Genomic DNA, 24250 nt, shown 5'->3' with positions numbered 1-24250 from the left:
CGCTCCAGGGGCGCAGGTTTTTTACAGGTATTACTCTTTTGAATTCGAATCAGAAAGATCATTGCCTTGACTTTGCTCACCATAGAATCTCAGTAAATCTCCGTAAATAATTTTATCGGAGTACTCAAGTTCACTATCCGCAGATTCAAAATAAGGTGCGCACGCATCCTGATCTGTCGGTTCACCTGTGTCTTTATCATAGCAGGTCTCACGAGTGAACACATGATCCTTGGTGATGAAGCTGCCATCGCGAAGAACAGCAAAGTCACGCCGGTCCTTGGCAAACAGGTCAGATCCGAAATCGATATTATTCTTAGTGTCGATTCCCAGTAAGTGCAAGATTGTCGGTTTGATGTCTATCTGTCCTCCGACTGTTGTCATTGTCTTGCCCTCCTGCCCAGGGATATGGATGATCAACGGCACCTGCTGCAGCTGCGTGCTTTCAAATGGCGTGATTTCCTTGCCAAGATACTCACTCATCGCTTTATTATGGTTATCAGAGATTCCGTAATGGTCTCCGTAAAGAATAATGATCGAATCTTCATACAAGCCTTCATCTTTTAATTTCTGGATGAACTGCTTAATGGCTTCATCCTCATACCTGACAGTCGGGAAATAATTGTTGACTGTCTTATCATTTGACGTATATGGCTGTATATATTGATCTTCCTCACTCAACTCGAATGGGAAATGGTTCGTCAATGTGATGAACTTCGAATAGAACGGCTTTGGCATCGCCTTCAAGTGATCAACGGACTGTTGCAGGAAGTCAATATCCTTTAAGCCCCAGCCAACAGAGTTTTCTTCATTCACCTCATAATCCGGCAGTGAGTAGAACCGCTGATATCCTAATGATTGATACATAATGTCCCGGTTCCAGAAGCTCTTGTTATTCGCATGCAAGGAAGCGGTGAAATATCCGTTTTCATTCAGGATTTCCGGTGTGGCGGTATATTCATTTCCAGAGTGCGTAAAGAATACTGCTCCGCGGCTTAATGGATACAGGGAGTTTTCCACCAGGAATTCAGAATCCGAAGTCTTGCCCTGACCCGTCTGGTGATAGAAATTATTGAAGTAATAACTTTCCTTGATGAAATCATTCAGGAATGGCGTAATTTCCTGGCCATTCACGGTTTGATTAATGACAAAATCCTGTGTCGATTCAAGCGAAATCAGGATTACGTTCTTGCCTTTCGCAATTCCAAACATCTCATCATTCGGCGGCAGATAGTTGGCTCGCACATAGTTGTCGATGTCAGCCAGTTCACTTCCGTCGGCCATTGCACGCTGCGCAGAAGACTTCGACTGCAGGAAGGCATCATAAAGGTGGTAATTGTATGTCCCGATATTCTTGACCAGCATTTCTCTGTCGAAAGTTCTTGTCAAGAGTTGTGGACGCTCTGTTTCAGCCATTCCCATATTGAATAAAGCAATTGCGACAGCAACAAGGAAATAGGCCCGGCGGTCCACTTTGCTATATTCCCGCCATCCCAAAAGAGCTGGTTTAAATTTCATGAGGACGGCTAAAAGGATTATATCCGCAAAATAAAATAAATCACTGAAGTTGATCAGCTCGGTCACACTGCTTCCCAGATCGCTCATATTGCTTGTTTGGAAAAGCACAGGAATGGTCAGGAAGTCATTGAAAAAGCGGTAAAACACGACATTTGCGAACAAAACTGCTGATACTATGAAACTAGTAACCATGATATAGCGTTTCTGCGCTTTTTCTTTCATGAACATGCTGAGTCCGAAAAGTATCATTAGGAAACTCAATGGATTTATGAACAGGATAAGCTCCTGTCTCCAATTTTCAATTTTAATATCGAAGCTGGTCTTATAGGCTATATAAGTCTTCAGCCAAAGCAGGATTGTGGCGATGGCAACTAAAGAAACTTTAGGCCATTTATTGTTTTTCATCCGATTGGTACCTCCCTGTTAATAATAAACAGATCCGGGAATTTTTAGGTTTATTTTTCCATTCTCTCAAGAATCAAAGATAATCTTAATACTTTTTTTCCTAAAAAGCAAACAAAATTAGACGCTAAAAAAGCGTAGACCATTCATTGTAATTTTCCACTATTATAGACGACTTAAACATGGAAAAGTTTCAAATATGTTCAATTTCCGAAAATTGAAACTTTTAACACAAAAAAATAAGGAGTTTTCTCCTAGAAAACTCCTTCAACATTTTAGTTATGTCCAATTTTATTTTTAACAAGCCAGGCAGCACCAATCACGCCGGCATCATTCCCCAGGGTAGCGATGCTGATTTCGGTCGATTGCGCTACACGCGGAAAGGAATTACGCAAGAATTGTTCTTTTACTGGGTTGAGCAAGACATCCCCAGCTTTTGAAACTCCGCCCCCAAGAACGATTTTCTCCGGATTGAGGGTATTGGCTATATTTGCAAGGGCGATTCCCAAATGCAAGGCAACTGTATCAATGACTTTCAGGGCCAACTCATCATTCCGTTTCGCTGAATCGAATACGTCCTTGGCCGTTACAATGCCCGTTTCCTTGAACACTGCTGCAAGATCACCTTTAGAAGAATGAGCATTCAATAATTCAACAGCGATTCTTACAATGCCTGTAGCCGATGCAAGGGTTTCAAGACAGCCAGTTTTTCCGCAGTTACAAGGAGCCCCGCCTTCTGCAAGTGAAGTAATATGGCCAATCTCACCTGCAGCGCCACTCACTCCGTGGACAATATCGCCATTGGTAATGACTCCTCCGCCAACACCTGTACCAAGGGTTACACATACCAGATCCTTTGCGCCATTCCCGGCGCCTTTCCACATTTCACCAAGAGCCGCACAGTTTGCATCATTATCGATTACTGCCGGAAGCGAGGTTTCCACTTCAAGCAAGTCCTTTAGCGGATAAGGCTCTCGCCACCCAAGATTCACCGCTTCAAAAATAACGCCGGTAGCCAGGTCAACAGGGCCAGGGGCTCCCATGCCAATTCCGAGGATTTCACTTTTAGAATGCCCTAGCTCCTCCAATTTCGTGTCAATAGTTTTTGCGATATTGACAGTTATGTTTTTCCCTTCGTTAGAAACATCAGTGGGAATTTCCCATTTATGAAGAATTTCTCCATACAAACTGATGAAAGCAAGTTTCGTTGTCGTTCCTCCTAAATCTACACCAACAAGCCATTTTTCAGCCATCAAACGTCACCTTTTCTCTTTTGCTTTTTTTTCTTGTTCCATCCGAATTTCCTGCCTCAAGAGCAAAACCGCAGATTGGTATTCTTTCGTCTCAATCAATTGGGAATTATAAAGTTCCTTCAGCTCCGCGTGCATGAGTTCCAAATCCGCCACCCTGTCGCCTATGTAAATGAATGTCCCGTAATTTTTAAGGAACTGCTGGATATCATAAATTGTCTTCAACTTAATCCCCTCTATTTGTGAAAATAAGAGCATGCGTTACCATACTAAGTATAAAGGATACCTTTTGCCCTCTCAAGTAGGCTGGACAAGATTTTCTGACAAAACCTGCACAAGTTTGCAAAAGGAAAAAGCAGCAATCGGAATTGCTGCTTCTCACAGAAATAGTTTAACGGTCTGGGTCCTGCGGTTTCAATATCCTTGGTCTCCTGTTTTTCAGAGGGATCGGTGACCGGATAAGGACATCCCTGAATGCCCGTGGATTGAAGGGAATGAATGGCCAGAGATACGGTACACCAAACGATTTCATCCTGGCCAGTAAAAGGATGAAAATCACAATGCCGATCAGGAAACCATAAAGATGGAATGCCGCAGTCATGACCAATAAGAAAATCCTCACGAGCCGGTTTGCAAGACTCATTTCGTAACTTGGCGTCGCAAATGTACCAATCGCTGCGATAGCCAGATACAGAATAACTTCATTTGTCAGGAGCCCTACTTCCACGGCCACCTGCCCGATCATCAGCGCAGCCACCAGGCCAAGGGCAGTTGCCAGCGAGGTTGGTGTATGGATGGCCGCCATTCTTAGAACATCTATACCAATTTCAATCAGGAAAAACTGTAAAAACAGCGGAATCTCTCCGGTGTCATTTGGTCCGATAAATGACATCGCTTTTGGCAGCAGTTCCGGCTTGACGGCGAATAAATACCATAACGGCAGCAGAAATAAGGAAGACCATACTGCCAGGAAGCGTACCATCCTTAAATACGCGCCGACGAGAGGCTTATTGCGGTACTCCTCCGCATGCTGCAGATGGTGCCAGAATGTTGTTGGTGTAATCAGTACGCTTGGTGAACCATCGACGATAATGCAAACATGCCCTTCATATAAATGAGTAGCTGCTGTATCAGGCCGTTCCGTGTATCTTACCGTCGGAAATGGATTCCAATGTCGTCCCGAGATAAATTCCTCGATGGTTTTCTCAGCCATTGGCAGCCCGTCCGTATCAATTTTGCTGATTGAGTCTTTTACTTTCTCTACCATCTCAGGATCAACGATATCCTCAATATAACAAATAACAATATCTGTTTGAGATCTTCTGCCGACCTGCATGTATTCCATTCTCAATGTACGGTCGCGGATTCTCCTTCTCGTAAGCGACGTATTGAAGACCAAAGTCTCCACGAAGCCGTCCCTGGACCCTCGCACTACCCTTTCTGTATCGGGCTCCTGTGGACCGCGTACAGGATATGTCCTCGCATCAATCAGGATGATTTCTGTTAACCCGTCCACTGCAAGAGCGGTCGGGCCGGCCAGTACCATATCGACAACTTTATCAAGGTTGTCAGTCGTCTCCACCTCTACATATGGAATATAAGTCTTGACCAGTTTTTTTAATGTATCAGCTTCAAGGGCGCCTGGTTCCAGCTTGGCCAGTAACTGCATGATATAGAGCATGATGTCGTCCTTGACAAATCCATCTACAAGGAACAGCGCCATATCTCTTCCGGCATATTCGACATCAAGCTGGATCACGTCGAAACTTTTATCGACTCCTAATTCTTCTCTTAAGTAAGCGATATTTTCTTTCAAGTTCGTATGGACCGGATGCTTCTTTTTTTCTGCCATATAATCTACTAACACCTCTCATTACCACCGACCATTATTTTCCTGTCGATTCCTTTTTCCATCTTAGCCAAAAGAATCTAAAAAAATACTTAAAGGCATGTGATCCGGACAAGTATCATATAGTGGTTATACCGACATACCCTATTATCGGAAAAGGATGAGCAGGATGAAAAAGTTATGGTTTTTGAGTATAAGTGTATTGGCAATTATGGTCTCTGCATTTTTGATCCAATTCCAGATTGGCAACACTTCCATCGAGACAATCACATTTTTCCCCTTGAATGATGCGGTTAAGTATAAAAGTGCCAGTACCTCACTAACGCTTTTAAAAGATAAAGTAAACAATCAGCATCAGGTTGACTGGAAGGTCCATTCAAGTTTGGACCGTGAGGCTTACCTCCGGCAGGATATGGGACTTTTGTTCGTCAATGGGCTTTTAAAAGGGAAATTTGCCAAATGGGAGCAGGATACGTCAGATTTATCCCAGGAAGAACTCATCTCATATGGAGAAAGCGCCAGATATGACGCGATTTCTTTTCACTATGCTGAGCTGCATGGTGACGGGAACCGGATCACAAGTGCCCAAAAAATGTCTGATGACATGATCTATGTGGTCGACTCTCAGTTCAGCCCGCTCCAATCATTCACCATCGCCAAAAGCAAGCAGGAGAAGGAATGGAAAAGAGTGCTTGACCAAAGTGTAAGGAACAGGCTTAACCGAAGTTTGAAAATAGCTGAAAACACCTTCAGGTTCAAGGCGGCAGATTATCTATCCGTCCCCCTGGACACAATCAGGAAATATGAAGATCAGTCTATAACAGGTTTTACGAAAAAGGAAACCGCCAACATACTGGGAAAATTGTGGGAAGGATTGTATAAGAATTATTATCTGGGCATAAAAAAAAGCGATGGCACTGCCATTGACCCAAATGGAAGTACCATGCCATTGATTTTGATTGCGAAGGATAAAAGCCATCTGCTGGTTGTCACCCAGACAAGGACCGGAGAAAGCATCGTCCTCAAGCAGCTTCTTCAAGATAGAAATTAATCTGCTCAAGTGTCTTTTTATAGCTTTCTTTTCCAGGATTCAGCTCTACTGCTTTTTTAGCGTATATACGTGCCAGATCAAGATTTTTTTCATCAAAAAAGATTAAGGCAAGATTATAGTACGCTTCATGGAAATTCGGTTCCATCTCGATTACTTTAAGGAGATTCGATTTGGCCTCTTCCAGCCTTCCCAGCTTGATTTCGGTAAAAGAAAGCATGAATAAGGATTCTGATGAGAGCTGCTCCGACTTGCCATACTCTGTAAGCAGGTCATTTGCCTGCTGATATTCCTCTTCTTTAACATGCTGCTGGGCAAGCACTAAAATGGACCTTTCATCGACCAGATCTGCTTTTTCGCTAAAACCATATTGTAATGAGAAAAAGATAGCCCCAATCGTCACTGCCAGAAAGGTGGTTTGAAGCAAAATACGTCTTTTCTTTGGCAGATGGAAGATTCCTGCTGCTGCAAATCCTCCAATCAGGCCTCCTATATGGCCCGCATTATCGATTCCTGGAATGGTAAATCCGAATGCCAGGTTGATGCCAAGTACGACAAGTATATTCAGGCCCAGTGTCCGCCAAAACAACCTTGGTTTTGCTACACCGAAATAAAGCAAGGCACCAAAGCAGCCAAAAATCGCTCCGCTTGCACCAGCCGAAAGATTCGGGCTGTATATAAAACTGGCAAGCACTCCACTGAATCCTGCCAGGATGTAAATAACCAAAAATCGAAAATTACCATACAGCCTTTCAACCATTGTTCCTAAATAATATAAAGCCAGTGTATTCATGAACAAATGGAGCAGGCCTATATGGATGAATATCGGCGTGAAAAAGCGCCACCATTCACCTTCAAGAATCAAAGGGTTGAATTTTGCGCCAAACTTAATCAGGGTGGAAGTATCCGTGCTTCCCCCCGCTGCCTCAAGGACGAGAAACATTAGTACCTGGATGGCAATGAATATATAGGTGAAAAAGGGTTTTCCATAGTGAAAAACAGATTGTTCTTCCTTTGCCCTTTCTACTGCGTTTAAAAGGGCATTTTTTTTAATGGCCTCGATTACTTCTCCAGAATGTTCCTCAGCAAGATCAATTCTTAATTGGTCATTGAACCTGCTTTCAAGTTTTCCTAAAGCTTCCTCCGCCTTGGCCCTTTCTACCAAAATGGACTCAACAGTCACCTTTCCATTTACAGAAAGATAAGGCTCCGCAAGACGGAATTCATAATCATCCACAGGTGGATATGCACTAAAGTATAGGTTTAGGATCTTTAAGTCCTTTTTAGCAAACTTCCTGCGGATTCTCTCGCCATTTTCAGCAATCAAAATGATGTCACGTTGAAGCCAGTTGCTCCAGTCAAGATTATATTGAAGCAGGCGAATAACCTGCGTTTGCTTGTTTTCTGTCTTCTCCAGCCACAATTCTCCCTGATCCTGTGATGCTTGCAGGATACGGTATTCCTTTTTTACAATCAGGAATTCAGCAACTTTCCAAAACAAATACTCTTCCAAAAAAGCCAACTTCTCCCCTACTTTCCCGCCAAAATCCGGCCACTATGTATTATCTATATTTTTTCCTCTCCAAAATTATTATAAACCAAATAACTTCATACCAGATATAAAGAGGCCTTTAAAGCAGAAAAAGACCTTTTAAGGTCTTTTTACTGGAATTCCGAAGGTCCTGAAAATAATGAACCCATCATCTTGCTTCTGATTCCGGGCAGTCCCATGATCGAACCCACTGCCACCCGGCGCAGGAACCTGTTTCCCAGAAGCATATTCATGACCCGGTATCTATTACCGAATACAAGGTATCCCGCCAGGCCAAGCATAAAAATCGAAACCACTTTTCTTGCCATATATATCCCTCCCTTTTTATTTTAGGAATAAAAGCACATTTTTATCCTTTCATACCAAAAAAAGATGGGTTAGAAAATGTTCCATATATAATAGAAGAAGGCGGTTTCAATTTTTAAAAAAGTTACAAGGGCTGCTTTACGGACAGCCCATTTTTTTACGCCTTCAGGACAGGATCCATGACCTTTCTTAAAACCTCTACAGAATGGTCAAATTTTTGCTGTTCTTCTTTTTCCAGCGGCAATTCAACGATCTCCCTGATTCCATTACGATTGACGATCGCTGGTACACCAATGTAGATATCATCGTGTCCGTACTCGCCATCCAGATGGGCGGATACAGTCAGGATGGAGTTCTCATCCTGCAGGATGGCCTTTGTCAATCGAACAAGACCCATGGCGATTCCATAATAGGTTGCGCCTTTACGCTGGATGATGTGATAGGCGGCATCCCGTACATTCGTGAAGATTTCCTCCAGGTCATCATGCCTGTAATCTTCCTGATCTTTAATCATCTTGGCAATCGGCTTCCCGCCAATATCCGCATGGCTCCATACTGGCAGTTCGGTATCCCCATGTTCCCCTATGATATAAGCATGGACATTACGTGAATCCACCTTGAAGTAGTCCCCAAGCAAGAATCTGAATCTGGCTGTATCAAGGATGGTCCCTGAGCCAATGACTCGTTCCTTTGGAAGTCCCGAGTATTTCCAGACAGCATAGGTAAGGATATCAACCGGATTGGTCGCGACAAGAAAAATACCGTCAAAACCGCTGGCCATAATTTCATCTACTATGCTTTTAAAAATCCTCGTGTTTTTCTCCACAAGATCCAGTCTTGTTTCGCCAGGCTTTTGGTTTGCGCCTGCACAGAGTACCACCAGGTCTGCATCCTTGCAGTCAGAATAGGAACCGAACCATATTTTCGTCTGTGAAGGAGCGAACGCCATCCCGTGATTTAAGTCCATTGCGTCCCCTTCAGATTTTTCTTTATTCAGATCGACAAGAACTAATTCCTCTGTTACACCCTGGTTGACCATCGCAAATGCATAACTCGATCCAACGAAGCCGGTACCAACCAGAACAACACGGTTTACACGATTTTTCATATCGCATCTCCCCCTAAGATTATAATGGATGACTTAATTGTACTTTTTTTCACAATGATTATGTATTGCTGTTATACAGAGTAAACGTTATCATTATAAACACTTTGTTACAATTCAATCCAGTTTATTTAAGGAAGAAAAATCAAAGCTTTTCAGCTGTGTGTTAGAGGATGCTATATAATAACATTCCCCCCAAGGCCGCTGTAAAACATGAGAGAAAATTGACTGCATCATTATTCATCATGACCAGCCCGGAAACATGACGGGTTGGTTCCGAGCAATGTTGTATTTTCTCTGTGAGCAAATTGCATTTGACGCATGTGAATCCCGCCTGGACATAAGCCCCGAGCAGGGTATCGATCATCGTTCCCGTCACACCCAACAGAAAAACCGCCACTGTCCACCCTGCGCCCATCGCAAACAGGTAATCAGCAGTCAGGGCAATCAACAAGGCACCTCCCGCAGCTGCAGCTGTTCCAACAGTTGAAATCGCACCTGAAGTTCCTCTTGGCACCCTTTTAAAAGATTTGATCGATAATGGCTGTACTTTGCTCAATACGCCTAATTCCGAAGCCCATGTATCACCATTAGCACTGGCAAGGGAGCTCGCCAGAACAATGAACCACACAGGATCGGGTGATATGAAATTAGCCAGACCAGCAAATGCTGCAGTTCCCCCATTCGCTGCTACCTGCGCCCAATCCCTTGCCGAGCCCTTTTCATGTAATTCACCCAATTGTTCCTTGCGCTGGCTTTTATATTTGGACAGCAGGCTGGAGGTGAGGAAGAAAACCCCCAATAACATCATTCCCTTAATTCCAAATCCCGCCCATATCAATATACCCGTCAAAAAAGCCGCGAAAGCCCCAGATGGTTTAAGAAGCTGAAAATAGGCAGACATGCCAGCAACTCCTGCGATAAACCCTATGATCAAAATCTGATCAATTCCCAATATGGATTACCCCTTCGCTGTGAATGATTTTCTGTACGGGTATGTCATGGCTTTCAACGGGGACTTCATCAACCAGTTGATCTTTAAAAGCCAGGGAGACTTTCATTCCCTGGAAGTCTGCCAGGAAACGGTCATAGTAACCTCCTCCAAAACCAAGTCTATAACCGTTATGCGAAAACGCAAGTCCAGGAACCACAACCAAATCGATTTCTCCCCGGCCCACTGAAACGGTCTCGGAGACAATTGGCTCCAACAGCCCATAAAAAACGGTTTCGAGCTGTGAGAATCGCTTCAGTTCCCTGAAATCAAGGCCCCTCGTTTTAGGTTCACATTTAGGGACAACGATTCTTTTGCCCTGCTCCCAGCCCTTCCTGATGAGCTGAAAAGTATCAACTTCAGGAGCCTTCGACACAGTGAGAGCTACTGTTGTCGCTGAAATCCACTCATCAGAACGAAACAGCTGCTGTGCGATTTGATAGGACTGATCTTCATATTCTGGCAGGTTAAGTTTTGACAGTTTTTCCTTTGTCGACTGTCTGAGATTTTTTTTGGTATCCATGCTTCTTTCCCCCAACCCTTTGCTATTTTGTTTGTACCTGACATCTATGTATTAACAATACCATTCACACCATGTGGGAAAAAGGGTTTTGGATAGGCTCATGTGCAAATTGACTGCCTTTTTAGATAGTTCAGTTCAGAAGTCTTTCGGTATTTGCCTTGAAACCCTAAAATGCGATGGTGCATGGAAGACCAACACTCTATGGAAATTTGGCAAACAAAAAAGCAGCTGGGAAAAATCCCGCTGCTTATTTTGTTTCGCGATGTACTGTCGCGCGCTTATCTCTAGAGCAGTATTTCTTAAGCTCAAGACGATCTGGGTTGTTACGCTTATTTTTTTTAGAAATATAGTTGCGCTCTCCGCATTCTGTGCAAGCTAATGTAATGTTTACACGCATGTATTTTCCCTCCAAACTATTCAAGCTAGGTTCGTGCATACGACTTTTCTATAATATCACTTTTTGTCGGGGATTGCTAGTGTGTTTTTTAAAAGGAGCGCATTCAAATGAACAACGGCGTTTTTTTCCGTTCCTTCAATGATCCAACAGCTGCTTTTTTGGGTTTCCCGGGGGTTCATTTTCAGATCAAGCGAGAACAGGCTGGCTGCAGAACCTTTTGCCATTGGTTGATAGTTCAGTTTCCCTGACTCCCTGCAATTCCAAAGGCGTTCAGTGCTTACATTCCAAATCGGCTGGACAGTGCACTGCTTCATCCTGCCACTGCTGTTCAGTCCATTGACAAGGTAGATTCTTTTATCCGCAAAGTGATAAATGACATTCTCATTCGGCGATACAAAGCTGAATTGTTCATTTGCACTTTCAGCATGGCGCTGCATCAGGATCAGCTTGGCTTCCTTTTCAGTTTTGGAATGGTTCGTAACATAAAGTTCAAAAAATTCAACCTTTGAATGAACATTTGCAAGCTTGATTTTTATTGATAATTCTTCCTGCGGTAAAAGTTTTTCCGACATATTCCCTAGCCAGTACACTTTTCCATTGACCCATAAACCAGGGCTGAATATCAATGGTTTCTTGATTGGCTCGTAAGTCTCTTCATTGTCAATTTGGAGATAAGCATTCATCTTCATTAAATACCCTCCTTCTGTGATTGTTTGATAATACCTTTTTATATAGACTATCTGTTGACTTTGCATTTTGTGCCCAGCTGAACCTCTCAAGGACTTTCATCCTTCCTGTCCGGGCGATTTCCTTTGCCGCAGTTTGATTTTCAAGAATCCATTCCAGTGTTAGCGCAAGATCTTTTTCATTACCCGGCTGCATATAAAATCCTGTTTTATAATCTTCAATCAGATCCTGCATGCCTCCTGTTTTCGCCAGGACAGTCGGGACCCCTGCGGTAAGGGCCTCAGCTGCTGCAAGTCCGAATGGTTCATATTCACTTGGAAAAACAGCGATATCCGCTTTCATAAGTAACGCATCACGGATTGTTTCATTTACGAAGCCGATAAAATGAACAGAATCTTTAAGTCCCAGCTTACTTGCTTGATCCCTGTAGGTTTCCAATAAAGGTCCATTCCCCGCAATCACAAAACACACATCATGATGCTTTCTCATAAGTCCAGCCGCAGAAAGCAATGTATCGAATCCTTTTTCCGTGACGATCCTTCCCATTGAAAATATCAGTTTCTTTCTGGTTAAAAATGGGTACATCTCTGTAATCTCGACATCCTGATTGTGCTTTTCTTCTAATCTAGTCCCATTCGGAATAACATTGATTCTATCCTTTGAAACTTTAAATAATGTATTAACCTCATCTTCCATATAATCGCTGCAGACAATGACTTCATCAGCCTGATGGCAGAGTTCATTTTCTTTTTTGAATATGAATTGCTGGAGATCAGAAAAGATGCCTTTATTTCGGCCATATTCCGTACCATGGATTGTTGCGATCAGTGGAATCCCCAATTTTTTGCTGATAAATTCCGCTGCAGGACCTGTCATCCAGTCATGAGCATGGACAAGGTCGAATTGAACATGTTTAGCCAACTTCAATCCTTCTTCGATGACAGCCAGATTGAATCCGCCTATCCATGAAAGGAAATCAGGATCCTGGGCATTTAGTGGTGCTACACGGTGAATGTGGACACGGCCATCTCTTGCATAATCTGACTGGAAGGATTGTTTGCTGGTCACAACATGAATTTGCTGATGGACGGCTGCCAGTTCTGTTGCGAGAGCATGGACATGTCTCGCAAGTCCGCCTATAATCTGCGGCGGATACTCCCATGTGAGCATAAGGATCTTTTTCTTTTCATGATCTCCCCACCCCTTCACTTGTTGATGCTCCCTTCAAGGTTTTCATAATAAGTATAAGTGCTCACCTTTCCAGACCATCCAGGCAAAAGCGGTTTGTCTTCCTCTATCTGGATGTTGGGATTTTGTATAATGACATTTGATCGAAGCATTGGAAAGAATGTTTCTGTTTGGTGTCTGAGCCCCAACTCAACCTGGTAGTTGCTTGTTGCGTTGACTCCCTTGAACAGCCAGCTTGATACTCCTGGGCGAAGGATTGCTTCATGGATGACAGCTCGGGAGCCATGATCAGATAAGCGTAAAGCCAGAATCAGCTGTTCATCAGGTATCAGAAAATACTTGCCTATGAAACGTACTTTTTCCTCCTGCAGGTGCCAGTAAACAAATAACTTGCCTGGTGAGAGGATTTTCGCCTTTAAATGATCCTCAATCTTGTTTAGTTGTTGATTGCTATTTGTCACGACAGACCTCCAAAACCATCATTATATGATTGAAAATTGAATTATATTCATTAAATTTATGTTAGCACGTTCTCATGACTGCTACAATGAACGCAAATTGTCGTAATTTGCAGCGTCCTTTATCCACTTTGCAGAAACGCCCATTTATTTTTCCATAGTCATTTAGAATTACAAATATGGCGGTGATTCGACAGTGTTTACAACGAATGGAAATCATAATAAGACAAAACTATCATTTTTTTTCAGGAAAAAAATATCAATCGAATTTTCGAATTTTGAATGGTAAACTTATTCTATGTGTTCTAATAACAGCTCGGGAGGAATAATAGATGGGCTACATCATCATTAGCCTGGTTGTCCTGGCCGCGCTCCTTTTCGCTCTTTCTTTCTTTTTGAAAGATCCATACAAGGAATTGCGCGAGGAAATCGACCAGCTGACAATCCAGCAAATTCAAGATCTTTACCAGATCAAGAAAAAACTAAAAGTACTGGAAGAAGAATTGCTCGTAGGCGATGCGAACCTGGACAGGCAATCTTCATTTAATACAGGAAAAAAGCAAATTCACGAGATCATCAAAAACCAGGTATGGTCGCTTGCCCAGCAGGGGATGGATCTGAATCAGATCGCAAAGCAATCATCACTTTCAACTCAGGAAGTTCAGGAAATCATTAATGAATTCGTTGATAAAGGACAGATCGTATGAATAAACGAACAGCTCAAGCATTTGCATTAGGATTGCTTTTCGCAGCCGTGTTCCTATGGGCCGGCAGCAGCGTGATCGCTGGAAAAGAAAAAGAACCTGAAAAGAAAGTTGCCGTTTCAGACGCTAAGAAGATTCTTGAAGAAAAAGGATACAAGGTGCTGAACAACAACGAATTTGCGAAGCTTAACGAAAAGAAAACAGAAGTTGTTAAAGAAGATAAGCCAAAAGAAGAAACAACTAAAGAAGAAGCCCCTGCAGAGAAGGCGGAAGAAGTAAAAGAGGAGAAACCATTCACACTGATCATTGCAGGCGGCATGTCACCAGGTGATGTAGCCACGATGCTAGCAAGCCAGGGAATCGTCGATGATGAGAATAAATTCGAGAGATTCCTGATTGATAAGGGCTACCATACAAAGGTACAAATCGGCAAGTACGAATTAAAAAGCGGTCTTGATTACGACCAAATTGCCAAGATCATTACAAAAAACAGATAATAACAATCCACAAACGCAAAAGACCCTCAATTTAGAGGGTCTTTTTTTATGCTTAGGCACTGTTAAAGCCCAATGTTGCTTGTAGTGGAAGGCAATGGCTCCTCCGAAAATCAAAGCATTTTCATCGTGCGTGGGCAAGTTCGTGGAGGCTTAGCGCAGCCTCACGGAAAGTGAAGCCTTGAACTAAAATCAAACAGTCTTGTTTACAGAGCCATGATAAAAAGAGCAAGGATTCCCCTGCTCTTTCGCCTTATTGATTCAGATCATATCTCTTACCTTTGACTAAGTAAAAAACATTTTCTGCTATATTTGTAACATGGTCAGCTGCTCGTTCGAGATAACGGCTGATGAATGAAAGTTGTGTGATTTGGGCCAGCTGTTCAGGCTTGGTCTGGGCCAGGCTCAACAGCTCCTTGATTGTTTGTCCATACAGGTCGTCGACTTGATCGTCCATCTGCGCAACCTGTCTCGCTTTACCGAGATCCTCTTCATTATAAGCTTCCAATGAAAGTTTAAGCATTTCAACTGATAATTGATGCATCTGTTTGATGTGCTCAATCGGTTTTACAAGCGGTTCTTTTCCTATCCTGATTGTCGATTTCGCAATATTTACCGCGAAATCCGCCATTCTCTCAATATCAGTCGCGATTTTGATCGCAACAATCAGCCTTCTTAAATCAACAGCAACCGGCTGTTGCTTTGCGATTAACAGAATCGCAAAATCATTGATTTCCTCTTCCATGATATTTGCTTCGGCATCATCTTCAAGGATTTTCAGTGCAAGTTCGATATCCTTGTTTTCAAGTGCCACCAGTGACTGGTTTAGCGCATGGACAGCAAAATTCCCGAGCTCAAGCAATTTTCCATGCAGTGTTTTCAGGTCTTCGTCAAATTTCCCTCTTACTACCATTGTCCTCATCCTTCCAATCAAATTTCAAGTTAGTTCATCAACCAAAACGGCCTGTAATATAATCTTCCGTCCTCTTATCTGACGGGTTTGAGAAAATCTTATCCGTCTCAGCAAACTCGATGACTTCTCCATTCAGGAAGAATGCAGTCTTGTCGGAAATACGCGCAGCCTGCTGCATATTATGCGTAACAATGATGATGCTGTAATCCTTCTTTAATTCCTGTACAAGTTCCTCTACTTTCAAGGTCGAAATTGGGTCAAGAGCTGATGTCGGTTCGTCCATGAGGATGACATCCGGTTCAATTGCCAGTGCCCTTGCGATACAGATACGCTGCTGCTGTCCGCCCGACAGGCCGTAAGCGTTCTGATTCAGACGATCTTTTACATCATCCCAGATTGCGGCACCTCGCAAGCTTTTCTCAACAATTTCGTCTAGTACTTTCTTATCACGGATTCCGTGGATTTTTGGTCCATATGCAATATTGTCATAGATTGATTTCGGGAATGGATTCGGTTTTTGGAAGACCATCCCTACACTCGTTCTAAGATCCTCAACTTGATAGGACTTTTCAAGGATATTCCGTCCCCTGTATAAAATCTCACCGGAAATCTTGACAGAAGGAACCAGTTCAACCATCCGGTTCAAAGTTTTGATGTAAGTTGACTTACCACATCCGGAAGGGCCGATGATTGCCGTTACTTCATTTTCGTTGATCGCTAAGTTGATATTTTTTAATGCGTGTCCTTCACCATACCAAAGGTTAAGGTCTTTTGTTTCATATACAACCTTTGAATTTTCTGGCGCATTATTCACCGCGTCGGATTGTACTGTTGCTTTTGTTTTCTCTGTCACTGCTGACATAAGTTAAAACCTCCCAGACTAATATCTCTTTTGGAATTTATTGCGTATTAAAATGGCAATTGAATTCATCACAAATAACACTAGTAACAGAATCACAATTGTCGCAGCTGCCAGGTTGGCATATTCGGCAACAAGGGCAGAGTCAATTGTCCAATAATAAATTTGCACCGGCAGAATCGTGAACTTATCAAAGATTCCGTCTGGAATAGGTATTAACAGTGCTGGAATACCAATAACAACAAGTGGCGCTGTTTCTCCGATTGCCCGTGAAAGCGCCAGTATTACACCAGTAAGAATTCCCGGAATTGCAGCTGGCAAAACAACATTTTTGATTGTCTGCCATTTTGTGGCGCCCATACCGTAAGAAGCTTCCCGCAGGAATTGTGGTACTGCGCGAATGGCTTCCTGGCTTGCCACAACTACTACTGGCAGTACCAGCAATGCCATTGTCAATCCTCCGGCAAGAACTACGGATCCCAAATCGAGAGCTCTGGCAAAGACTGTTAATCCAAGGATTCCGAACACAACGGAAGGAACACCGGCCAAGTTGGAAATATTCGTTTTAATGAAAGATGCTATACGGCCTTTTGCCGCATATTCTTCCAGATAAATCGCAGTACCGATACCAAGCAGCATTGTTACCGGGGCAACTACGAGCATAAGCCAAAACGTGCCTGTGATTGCTCCCCAAATACCTGCTCTTTCTGGATCAGTCGATAATCGATTCATAAGAAAATCCATATTGATCCAAGGTAATCCGTCTTTAAGAACTCGATAAATCAAAACGATCAGTACCATAAGTCCGAACATGGTCGCAAGGAAAAAGAGTGCCTTTGCCAGATTATTCGCTAATAGCCGTGTGCCCATTTTTTTCTGGACTTGAGTGGAATCTACATATTTCATATTAATATTCCTCCCTAAACTTTCGAGAGATAAACTGGGCGACCAGGTTCATGATCAATGTAAAAACAAACAAAGTCATGGCAACTGCATATAGGCTGTAGTATAAAGTTGAGCCTGCCGCTGCTTCTCCGCCGGTTACTTCTACAATATAGGCTGTCATTGTCTGCATCGATTGCGTGACATCAAAAGTAAAATTCTTGGAGCTGCCACTCGCGATTGTCACAATCATCGTCTCACCTATAGCTCTGGAAATTCCAAGGACGAACGATGCAATAATACCAGAAATCGCAGCAGGGATGACAACCTTCCAGGTTACCTCAAGCTTGGTTGCACCAAGGGCCAATGCTCCTTCCCTCATCGCATTTGGCACTGAACTCATTGCATCCTCCGACAGTGAAGCAACCATCGGGATGATCATGATTCCCATGACAATTCCCGGGCTAAGGATATTCGTTGGTTCCAGTCCGGGTACGAATGACCTTAATAAAGGTGTTACGAAAGTAAAGGCAAAGAAACCATATACAATCGTTGGAATACCTGCCAGAATTTCAAGAATTGGTTTTAGCAGCCTTCGAGTCTTTTCAGAAGCATACTCACTCAGGAACACGGCGGTCATTAATCCAACAGGAATCGCGACAAGCATCGCGATAGCAGTTGAAATGAGAGTTCCGGTCAGCAAAGGCAAAACACCGAATACCGCATTTTCCCCTAGCGGCTTCAATTTAGTGCCAGTAAAGAAATCTATGAATGGAACGTCTTTAAAAAAGGCGATTGTTTCCGTTAATAATGTAAGAACAATTCCGATTGTCGTCAGGACAGAGATTGCTGCAATCCCTAATAATATTTTCGGTATGAATTTTTCAGTATAATTTGTAAAGCTCTTTGTCTTTTTCTTTTCTGATATCATTTCACGAACATTCAACTTTTTGCCGTCTTCGTGAACAACGCTTTTTGCCACGCAAAAAACCCCTTTCATCCTTCTCATCCAAGAAAGAACTTTCCCTTATAGTACCCCAGGGACCATCTAATAATTAAAAAACACACGCAAGAGATGAGAAGGTCTTACCTCTCATCTCCCGTTAGTCAAAGCTTTACTTCTTAAGGCCGTTCAATGTGTCCAGTGTTGATTTGATGTCTTCATCAGATAATGGTGCGAAACCAGTTTCTTTTGCTACATCCTGTGCATTGTTCATTGTATAGATTGCATAATCAAGCACTTGTGGCTTCTCTTTAGCTTGATTCACATTCAAATACGTGAACACTGGACGAGTGAATGGTGCATAGTCGCCATCTTCTTTGATCGTATCCAGTGAAGGTTCAACAGGACCGTTGCCAAAGTCTACTTTAACCGCTGAAAGCTTGTCTTTATTGCTTTCATAGTAACCATATCCGAAGAAACCAATCGCGTTTTTATCTTTTGAAACTAGGTCTACTAAAGTAGAGTAATCTTGCTGTAAGTTAATGTTTTCCGGCAGATCCTGTTCTTCCAGGATTGTTTCAAACATGAATTCGTACGTTCCGTGGTTTTCATTAGGGCCATAAGTCTTGATTTCTTCATCCGGGAAATCAGCGCGAACATCAGACCATTTCTTCTTTCCAGCACTTGCAAGGAAAATATCTTTCACTTCTTGTTCAGTAAGATCTGTAGCCCAATCATTGTCTTTATTGATGACGATTGTGATACCATCTAGCGCAACCTTCATTTCCTGTACTTCGATGCCAAGTTCTTCTGCTTTTGCTTTTTCCTCGTCCTTAATCTGACGGGAAGCATCGTTGAAGTCAGTTCCGTTTTTAGCAAGGAATTTCTTGAAACCTGCTGAAGTTCCGGAGCGGCTAACTTCTACTGATACGTTTTCCTGTTCACCCATATAGTTCTCAGCCATACGTGCCATTAAAGGATAAACTGTGCCAGATCCGTCAATGACGACACTGCCTTCAAGTTCTTCTCCGTTTCCACCTTCGTTATCTCCACCGCCGCAGGCTGCGGTGAATACCATAACAGCTGCAAGCATTAAAAACAGGCTCATCTTTTTAAGACTCTTCATTTCTTGAATTCCCCCTACGAGATGTGGTTGTTTTGTCCTACAAGACCAAGAATACTGTTTTTCTTTTAAGGATGTTTTAACTTAATGTAAAGGTTTTGTAAATTTGCGGGATTGATGCATACTCCTGCCGAAAAACAAGCATTGTATGGTTTGCCGGTTAAGCATAGTATTCCCAAACGATAAAAAAAACTGCCTCATATGAGACAGTTTTTAAAGGCTCTTATTGCTCGGTATCTTCTGCAATTTCTTCTAAAAGTTCAGTTCCTGCTTCTTTCTTTTCAACTTCCTGTATCGGTTGTTCCGGGTTCATGTTCCCTTCCATACGTTTCTTTTTCAAATCAAAATACGTATCAAGGACTCTTCGCCCGATATCATTATTTGCATGGTGGCCCGTATTGCCCTCATACGCCCATGGGACCATTACTGCCACGGCGATTTCGGGGTTATCATAAGGGGCATATCCAACAAGGCTTAAGTTCATGACTTCTGGCGGCATGTCATAATTTTTCCTTTTTGGTCCATCATAAAATGCCTGTGCAGTCCCTGTTTTTCCCGCTGGCTTATATTCCGCAGAATGAAATGCTCCATATGCCGTACCGCCAGGTTCCTGCATGACTCTCCTGAACCCTTCTTGTACTCGGTCAAACCATTCAGGCTTGGCATCGACCTTATTCAGGATGACAGGCTCAAATTCATTCACGACAGGACCCACCTCTTCATTTTTCATGACCGGTTCCCTGATTTCCTTGACAATTCTCGGCTGGATTCTATTTCCGCCATTTGCGATCGTTGAAACATATTGTGCCAATTGCAGCGTAGTATAGGTGTCATACTGGCCGATGGCAAAGTCGAGCAAGAGACCTGGCCTTTTCTCTGTTCCTTTAAAACCGATCATTTCGTTTGGCAAGTCGATTCCCGTTCTTGCACCAAGTCCGAATTGGCTGAAATGATTCCTCATGGTATCAAAAGCCTCGGGCTCTAGATACAATGGCTGATCATACTTATAATTTCCTTTACCAATATTGATCGCAGTCCTGAACATATATACATTCGAGGATACCTTCAAGGCATTACGGTCATCAAGAGTACCCAATCCCGCTTTCCAGGACTTCTTAGGGTTCGTGCCTTTAATTTTTATAGGCGTGTCATAAAATTGCGTCCCCGGACTGATCGCACCGGTGCTAAAACCTGTCAAAATCGTGGCACCTTTTACCGCAGACCCGACATTATAAGAAGTTGTGAAATTGCCGCTCGCAAAATCCTGCATGACATCCTTGCCTGTGTCTTCATCCTTGACAATCTGTTTCCCTGCAAGTGTCAAAATTTCCCCAGTATTAGGATCCATCAACACGACAAATGCCCTGTCAAGAAGCCCTGTTCTTGATGTCTGCTTCGCCTTCAGTAATTCTTCTTCAATAATTTTATCAACAGCAAGCTGCAGATCCATGTCAATTGTCAGCACAAGGTCCTTTCCCCGCTGTCCTTCGGATATCACCTGGGTATCAAGAACATTGCCGCCTTTATCGGTGATGTTCTTTACCTTTGCTTTCTGTCCGTGCAGGACATCTTCATATTGCTGCTCGATATAACTTAAACCAACCCTGTCATTCCTGCTATAGCCTCTGGCGAGATAATACTCAAGTTTTTCTTTAGGAAGTCCCTTTTCGGAATCACTAACCTTCCCCAGGATTGTTTTGAGTGTTTTATCATAGCTATATTGACGCTCCCAGTCTGTAGTGGTGTCCACACCAGGTAGCATTTCAAGATTTTCGCTTACAATGGCAAACTCTTCAGGTGTTAAATCTTTTTTGACGATTTGCGGGGACAAAGCATATCCGCTCATCATCTCGCGTAAAATTGCAAGGATTTCCAGATCATCCTTCTTTAACTCTTTCAATTCATTTTCAGTGATGCGCTCAAGCTGAAGATTGTATATTGCTTTATCATCAAGCTTTTTTTCCTCATACTGCGCCCATTCTTTTTCTGTGATTTTTTCTCGTGCGCGCTCTTCATTCCTTAAAATCCAGTAGTCCTTTTTATCCCTTTCACGGACTTTCTTCAGGTCATTTTCTGTATCCTTGACGATTAATTTTGCTACTCGTTCTGCAACCATTAGCATTTCCTTCGTTTGGGTGCTCTGGCTCTTTGTATACGTGATTGCATTGCTCGGCGTATTGTCGACAATAGCTTTCATATTCCGATCATACATTTTCCCTCTTGGAACAGGATTATTAACGGTCACATCTTCTGTCCGTTCGATTTCCCTTTTGAAGTCCTCACCGTAAACAATCTGAACGATGCCAAGCCTTAGAATAAGCATCGAAAATAATACAAACACCGCAAAAAACACCATATTCAGCCTGAATGGCACATGCGTTTTCTTCTTTTTCTTTTTGTTCAAGCCTCTCCCACCTTTTATATGTCCATGGCTTTATTCACTATCCTTTATTTTAACTAAAATCCTCATCATTTTCTATCAATAAACAACTACAGAATATTTTTCCATTTTTCAAACAGAACGAAAAACTGGGCTTTACGCCCGGTCCATTTGCTGGTAATTTCATAAGTCCCGGCTATGCAGGTTTTAAATGAATTTTCCTTATAAAGAAGTAAATCAATGTATGCCCGCTTCCAAGGATGACCAAAAGGATCGGGATCGCCTGTTTTTCGCTGAACAGGTGAGTTGCCAGCAGAAATAATAAAATCGATGCGACACGGCCAAGATTCAGGAATAATTCCCGGACGACAATATATTCGACCCTCATTTCAGCCGCTTTCCAGCCGCGCCCAATCACGTCGTAGGTCATTGAAGCATATGGAACAAGGAGCAGCGGGTAAGCAACTGCAATCATGGCAGCATATAATAGAAGCCGGAAGTAACTGAGGTCAAATATAATCAGGAAGATCGCCAGGAACAGAATCAGTCCGCCAACCAGAATTGCCTGTTTCCGATATTCTTTTTTCAGGGTACGGGATACAAAGTAATAAGCAAGAAAGGATATCCCGGAATTAATCAATCCATAAGTACCCAAAGCCATTTCGCTGTCTGTGGCAATGAAAACAAAAACAGATACAATGAATACAAATACCCCTTCTCTGAGTCCCTGGAAGAAATGCGCATTTGTAACCATCCGCCAATTTTTGTCATGCTTCCTTTCAGTAATAATCCGCCTGAACCAATACTTGCCATGGGCTGGCCGGCGCTTCAGGAAAAAGCTCAATAAAACAGCGATTGAAAACAATCCCAATGAAAGTCCGAAAACCACTGTATAACCTGTCAGCTTTTCTAATCTTGATATGATGAAGCCTGCAGCCACCGGTCCGATCATACCTCCAACAGAACCGAGAATTCCAAGAAACCCATTAAAGAAATCACGTGTTTCCGGCTCGGTGATCTCAAAGGTGAGGACATTGTAGGCAAGCCAATAGAAACCATAGCCGATTCCCAAAAGGATACCCAGCAGTAATAAGAAGTCGGACGCTTTTGTGCCCACAAACAATACCGTGACATAAAAAAGCGCCAGAAAGATGACACCAATGCGAAGCACAATGACTCTGTCGACCTTCTTTGCCCATCTCCCAGCAAGGATAAAGGTGAGAGGCTGGGCAACGACAATCGATAGATTATACATTGCCAAATCCGATAGCTCGCCGGATTGCTTCCATAAATAGATATTAACAAAAGTATTGGAAAGGGCAATGCTTAATGAGTACAAACCCCCAATAATCAATAGGAGCGCCAAATCCTTTGTCAGTTCAATGTCTCCTAATAATTTGTTTACTTTGCTCATGATCGACTCCCCTTTTCTCTTGGGTAGTTTCTTACAAAGCAATCGGGGTTATTCAGTTTTCTGGAGGGTCTTTGAAAGGAAAACCTGACAAAACAAATAGAGAGGCTGCAATAACTGCAGCCTCTCGCATATTCACTCTATTATTTCGCAGAAGCGAAACGCTTGCTAACTTCTTCCCAGTTAACAACGTTCCAGAATGCACCGATGTATTCTGGTCTTCTGTTTTGGTAGTTCAGGTAGTAAGCATGCTCCCAAACATCCAATCCAAGGATAGGCGTCTTGCCTTCCATTAAAGGAGAGTCCTGGTTTGGAGTGCTAGTCACTTCTAGCTCGCCATTGTTAACAACTAGCCAAGCCCAGCCAGAGCCAAAGCGAGTAGTTGCTGCTTTAGAGAATTCTTCTTTGAAGCCTTCAAAGCCGCCGAACTTTGAGTTGATTGCTTCAGCCAATTCACCAGTAGGCTCGCCGCCTCCGTTTGGAGAAATGACTTGCCAGAATAGAGAGTGGTTCGCATGGCCGCCGCCATTGTTGCGAACTGCAGTACGTGCTGCTTCAGGAACAGCATCCAGGTTAGAAACGACTTCTTCAACAGATTTAGATAGAAGCTCTTCGTTTCCTTCCAAAGCGTTGTTAAGATTTGTAACGTAAGTGTTGTGGTGCTTTGTGTGGTGGATATTCATTGTTTCCTTGTCGATGTGTGGCTCAAGTGCATCATATGCGTAAGGTAATTGCGGTAATTCAAATGCCATTTTTAACATCCTCCTATGTATCGTGTTTCACTTTCGGAACAATCTTTCATACAATTCAGTAATTAGAATTGTTCTAAAAGTGCTTCATGATTAGATTACCAAAGAACGGTAATGGTTTCAAATAAAATGCTTTGGCTTAACGAGATTAAACTTCCCCGATCCCCCTACTTTTATTCATAAGGTTTTATTAAACAAGGCTGATGATTTTCTCTCCAGTCGCTTTGCGTTCCGCGGGGCTGGGGCGGATTTTCCCTGCCGCTTTCCTCCTGTAGAGTCCCACTAGAGCTGCTGCACCGAGGACATTAAGAAGCTGCCTCGAACTTGCCCACGCACGAGGAAAATAAGGAACCAGGGGCGACTTCAGACAGGTTTGGGAGAAAGGATACAAAAGCTGGCCGAAGTAGAGCTAACTTCAGACAGGTTTGAGGGAAAACAGCGAAAAGCTGTCTTAACCAGAGGCAACTTCAGACAGGTTTGGAGGAAATCAACGAAAACCTTTCCGAACTAGAGGCATCTTC

At 42.9% G+C, this 24250-nt stretch carries 24 protein-coding genes; 3 read left to right on the top strand and 21 right to left on the bottom strand.

Going from position 1 to position 24250, the window contains the following annotated elements; all coding sequences use genetic code 11:
* Nucleotides 1-30 precede the first annotated feature (30 nt).
* The 4 genes from FS736_RS09830 to FS736_RS09815 form a co-directional block, all read right to left on the bottom strand.
* Nucleotides 31-1920 carry an LTA synthase family protein gene (locus tag FS736_RS09830; protein WP_144476262.1) on the bottom strand — a complete coding sequence of 630 codons (1890 nt, stop codon included), beginning with the start codon at nucleotides 1918-1920 and terminating at the stop codon, nucleotides 31-33.
* Nucleotides 1921-2192: 272 nt separating this feature from the next.
* Entirely contained in the window at nucleotides 2193-3170 is a 978-nt protein-coding gene (locus FS736_RS09825) for an ROK family glucokinase (protein WP_144476259.1), read from the bottom strand.
* Nucleotides 3171-3176: 6 nt separating this feature from the next.
* Nucleotides 3177-3392 (bottom strand): YqgQ family protein, encoded by a 216-nt coding sequence (locus FS736_RS09820; protein ID WP_144476256.1) that lies wholly within the window; start codon nucleotides 3390-3392, stop codon nucleotides 3177-3179.
* A gap of 166 nt (nucleotides 3393-3558) precedes the next feature.
* Nucleotides 3559-5019, bottom strand: coding sequence for a spore germination protein (locus FS736_RS09815; RefSeq protein WP_144476914.1), 1461 nt, complete (start codon nucleotides 5017-5019; stop codon nucleotides 3559-3561).
* Between the two features lie 166 nt (nucleotides 5020-5185).
* Between FS736_RS09815 and FS736_RS09810 the strand changes: the two genes are divergently transcribed.
* A complete protein-coding gene (locus FS736_RS09810; protein WP_144476253.1) occupies nucleotides 5186-6067 on the top strand; it encodes a hypothetical protein in 882 nt (293 codons plus the stop codon).
* On the opposite strand, the gene FS736_RS09805 is transcribed toward FS736_RS09810, so the two are convergent.
* The 9 genes from FS736_RS09805 to FS736_RS09765 form a co-directional block, all read right to left on the bottom strand.
* Nucleotides 6039-7586 carry a rhomboid family intramembrane serine protease gene (locus FS736_RS09805; RefSeq protein ID WP_144476250.1) on the bottom strand — a complete coding sequence of 516 codons (1548 nt, stop codon included), beginning with the start codon at nucleotides 7584-7586 and terminating at the stop codon, nucleotides 6039-6041. The genes FS736_RS09810 and FS736_RS09805 overlap by 29 nt on opposite strands.
* Nucleotides 7587-7726: 140 nt before the next feature.
* Nucleotides 7727-7924 carry a hypothetical protein gene (locus FS736_RS09800; RefSeq protein ID WP_144476247.1) on the bottom strand — a complete coding sequence of 66 codons (198 nt, stop codon included), beginning with the start codon at nucleotides 7922-7924 and terminating at the stop codon, nucleotides 7727-7729.
* 155 nt (nucleotides 7925-8079) lie between these two features.
* Nucleotides 8080-9030: an L-lactate dehydrogenase gene (locus FS736_RS09795; RefSeq protein WP_144476242.1), complete on the bottom strand. Its 951-nt coding sequence runs from the start codon at nucleotides 9028-9030 to the stop codon at nucleotides 8080-8082.
* 163 nt (nucleotides 9031-9193) lie between these two features.
* A complete protein-coding gene (locus tag FS736_RS09790) occupies nucleotides 9194-9982 on the bottom strand; it encodes a DUF92 domain-containing protein (protein WP_251540885.1) in 789 nt (262 codons plus the stop codon).
* Nucleotides 9972-10541: a 5-formyltetrahydrofolate cyclo-ligase gene (locus FS736_RS09785; protein WP_144476239.1), complete on the bottom strand. Its 570-nt coding sequence runs from the start codon at nucleotides 10539-10541 to the stop codon at nucleotides 9972-9974. Before FS736_RS09785 ends, FS736_RS09790 begins: the two co-directional genes overlap by 11 nt.
* Nucleotides 10542-10788: 247 nt before the next feature.
* Nucleotides 10789-10938, bottom strand: coding sequence for a 50S ribosomal protein L33 (gene rpmG, locus FS736_RS09780; protein ID WP_084221782.1), 150 nt, complete (start codon nucleotides 10936-10938; stop codon nucleotides 10789-10791).
* A gap of 56 nt (nucleotides 10939-10994) precedes the next feature.
* Nucleotides 10995-11627 carry a hypothetical protein gene (locus FS736_RS09775; protein WP_144476236.1) on the bottom strand — a complete coding sequence of 211 codons (633 nt, stop codon included), beginning with the start codon at nucleotides 11625-11627 and terminating at the stop codon, nucleotides 10995-10997.
* Nucleotides 11599-12834, bottom strand: coding sequence for a glycosyltransferase family 4 protein (locus tag FS736_RS09770; RefSeq protein ID WP_144476233.1), 1236 nt, complete (start codon nucleotides 12832-12834; stop codon nucleotides 11599-11601). Before FS736_RS09770 ends, FS736_RS09775 begins: the two co-directional genes overlap by 29 nt.
* Nucleotides 12831-13274: a DUF4912 domain-containing protein gene (locus tag FS736_RS09765; protein WP_144476230.1), complete on the bottom strand. Its 444-nt coding sequence runs from the start codon at nucleotides 13272-13274 to the stop codon at nucleotides 12831-12833. Before FS736_RS09765 ends, FS736_RS09770 begins: the two co-directional genes overlap by 4 nt.
* Before the next feature lie 329 nt (nucleotides 13275-13603).
* On the opposite strand from FS736_RS09765, the gene FS736_RS09760 reads away from it, so the two are divergent.
* Nucleotides 13604-13978 carry a hypothetical protein gene (locus tag FS736_RS09760; protein WP_144476227.1) on the top strand — a complete coding sequence of 125 codons (375 nt, stop codon included), beginning with the start codon at nucleotides 13604-13606 and terminating at the stop codon, nucleotides 13976-13978.
* Nucleotides 13975-14472 carry an endolytic transglycosylase MltG gene (locus tag FS736_RS09755; protein ID WP_144476224.1) on the top strand — a complete coding sequence of 166 codons (498 nt, stop codon included), beginning with the start codon at nucleotides 13975-13977 and terminating at the stop codon, nucleotides 14470-14472. Before FS736_RS09760 ends, FS736_RS09755 begins: the two co-directional genes overlap by 4 nt.
* Before the next feature lie 250 nt (nucleotides 14473-14722).
* On the opposite strand, the gene phoU is transcribed toward FS736_RS09755, so the two are convergent.
* The 8 genes from phoU to FS736_RS09715 form a co-directional block, all read right to left on the bottom strand.
* Nucleotides 14723-15382, bottom strand: coding sequence for a phosphate signaling complex protein PhoU (gene phoU, locus FS736_RS09750; RefSeq protein ID WP_144476222.1), 660 nt, complete (start codon nucleotides 15380-15382; stop codon nucleotides 14723-14725).
* Between the two features lie 37 nt (nucleotides 15383-15419).
* Nucleotides 15420-16244, bottom strand: a complete 825-nt coding sequence (gene pstB / locus FS736_RS09745) for a phosphate ABC transporter ATP-binding protein PstB (RefSeq protein ID WP_144476219.1) — start codon at nucleotides 16242-16244, stop codon at nucleotides 15420-15422.
* Between the two features lie 18 nt (nucleotides 16245-16262).
* Entirely contained in the window at nucleotides 16263-17147 is an 885-nt protein-coding gene (gene pstA / locus FS736_RS09740) for a phosphate ABC transporter permease PstA (RefSeq protein ID WP_144476216.1), read from the bottom strand.
* A 1-nt stretch (nucleotide 17148) separates the two neighbouring features.
* Nucleotides 17149-18123 carry a phosphate ABC transporter permease subunit PstC gene (gene pstC / locus FS736_RS09735; RefSeq protein ID WP_144476213.1) on the bottom strand — a complete coding sequence of 325 codons (975 nt, stop codon included), beginning with the start codon at nucleotides 18121-18123 and terminating at the stop codon, nucleotides 17149-17151.
* A 115-nt stretch (nucleotides 18124-18238) separates the two neighbouring features.
* Nucleotides 18239-19192, bottom strand: a complete 954-nt coding sequence (locus tag FS736_RS09730; protein ID WP_144476210.1) for a PstS family phosphate ABC transporter substrate-binding protein — start codon at nucleotides 19190-19192, stop codon at nucleotides 18239-18241.
* A 220-nt stretch (nucleotides 19193-19412) separates the two neighbouring features.
* Nucleotides 19413-21593, bottom strand: coding sequence for a peptidoglycan D,D-transpeptidase FtsI family protein (locus tag FS736_RS09725; RefSeq protein ID WP_144476207.1), 2181 nt, complete (start codon nucleotides 21591-21593; stop codon nucleotides 19413-19415).
* A 172-nt stretch (nucleotides 21594-21765) separates the two neighbouring features.
* On the bottom strand, nucleotides 21766-22983 hold the full coding sequence (locus FS736_RS09720) for an MFS transporter (RefSeq protein ID WP_144476204.1): 1218 nt from the start codon (nucleotides 22981-22983) through the stop codon (nucleotides 21766-21768).
* A gap of 140 nt (nucleotides 22984-23123) precedes the next feature.
* On the bottom strand, nucleotides 23124-23732 hold the full coding sequence (locus tag FS736_RS09715) for a superoxide dismutase (protein ID WP_144476201.1): 609 nt from the start codon (nucleotides 23730-23732) through the stop codon (nucleotides 23124-23126).
* Between the last annotated feature and the right edge of the window lie 518 nt (nucleotides 23733-24250).

The organism is Cytobacillus oceanisediminis 2691 (genome assembly GCF_007678455.1).
Taxonomy (GTDB): domain Bacteria; phylum Bacillota; class Bacilli; order Bacillales; family Cytobacillaceae; genus Mesobacillus; species Mesobacillus oceanisediminis_A.
Note: the sequence above shows the minus strand (reverse complement) of the source record. Positions and strands in the feature narration are given on the sequence as shown.

Coding starts and splice junctions, on each gene's coding strand:
- FS736_RS09795 (WP_144476242.1), bottom strand. CDS start 9,030: ATGAAAAATCGTGTAAACCGTGTTGTTCTGGTTGGTACCGGCTTCGTT.
- FS736_RS09830 (WP_144476262.1), bottom strand. CDS start 1,920: ATGAAAAACAATAAATGGCCTAAAGTTTCTTTAGTTGCCATCGCCACA.
- pstC (WP_144476213.1), bottom strand. CDS start 18,123: ATGAAAGGGGTTTTTTGCGTGGCAAAAAGCGTTGTTCACGAAGACGGC.
- FS736_RS09730 (WP_144476210.1), bottom strand. CDS start 19,192: ATGAAGAGTCTTAAAAAGATGAGCCTGTTTTTAATGCTTGCAGCTGTT.
- rpmG (WP_084221782.1), bottom strand. CDS start 10,938: ATGCGTGTAAACATTACATTAGCTTGCACAGAATGCGGAGAGCGCAAC.
- FS736_RS09800 (WP_144476247.1), bottom strand. CDS start 7,924: ATGGCAAGAAAAGTGGTTTCGATTTTTATGCTTGGCCTGGCGGGATAC.
- FS736_RS09760 (WP_144476227.1), top strand. CDS start 13,604: ATGGGCTACATCATCATTAGCCTGGTTGTCCTGGCCGCGCTCCTTTTC.
- FS736_RS09775 (WP_144476236.1), bottom strand. CDS start 11,627: ATGAAGATGAATGCTTATCTCCAAATTGACAATGAAGAGACTTACGAG.
- pstB (WP_144476219.1), bottom strand. CDS start 16,244: ATGTCAGCAGTGACAGAGAAAACAAAAGCAACAGTACAATCCGACGCG.
- pstA (WP_144476216.1), bottom strand. CDS start 17,147: ATGAAATATGTAGATTCCACTCAAGTCCAGAAAAAAATGGGCACACGG.
- FS736_RS09755 (WP_144476224.1), top strand. CDS start 13,975: ATGAATAAACGAACAGCTCAAGCATTTGCATTAGGATTGCTTTTCGCA.
- FS736_RS09715 (WP_144476201.1), bottom strand. CDS start 23,732: ATGGCATTTGAATTACCGCAATTACCTTACGCATATGATGCACTTGAG.
- FS736_RS09810 (WP_144476253.1), top strand. CDS start 5,186: ATGAAAAAGTTATGGTTTTTGAGTATAAGTGTATTGGCAATTATGGTC.
- FS736_RS09825 (WP_144476259.1), bottom strand. CDS start 3,170: ATGGCTGAAAAATGGCTTGTTGGTGTAGATTTAGGAGGAACGACAACG.
- phoU (WP_144476222.1), bottom strand. CDS start 15,382: ATGGTAGTAAGAGGGAAATTTGACGAAGACCTGAAAACACTGCATGGA.
- FS736_RS09815 (WP_144476914.1), bottom strand. CDS start 5,019: ATGGCAGAAAAAAAGAAGCATCCGGTCCATACGAACTTGAAAGAAAAT.
- FS736_RS09785 (WP_144476239.1), bottom strand. CDS start 10,541: ATGGATACCAAAAAAAATCTCAGACAGTCGACAAAGGAAAAACTGTCA.
- FS736_RS09720 (WP_144476204.1), bottom strand. CDS start 22,983: ATGAGCAAAGTAAACAAATTATTAGGAGACATTGAACTGACAAAGGAT.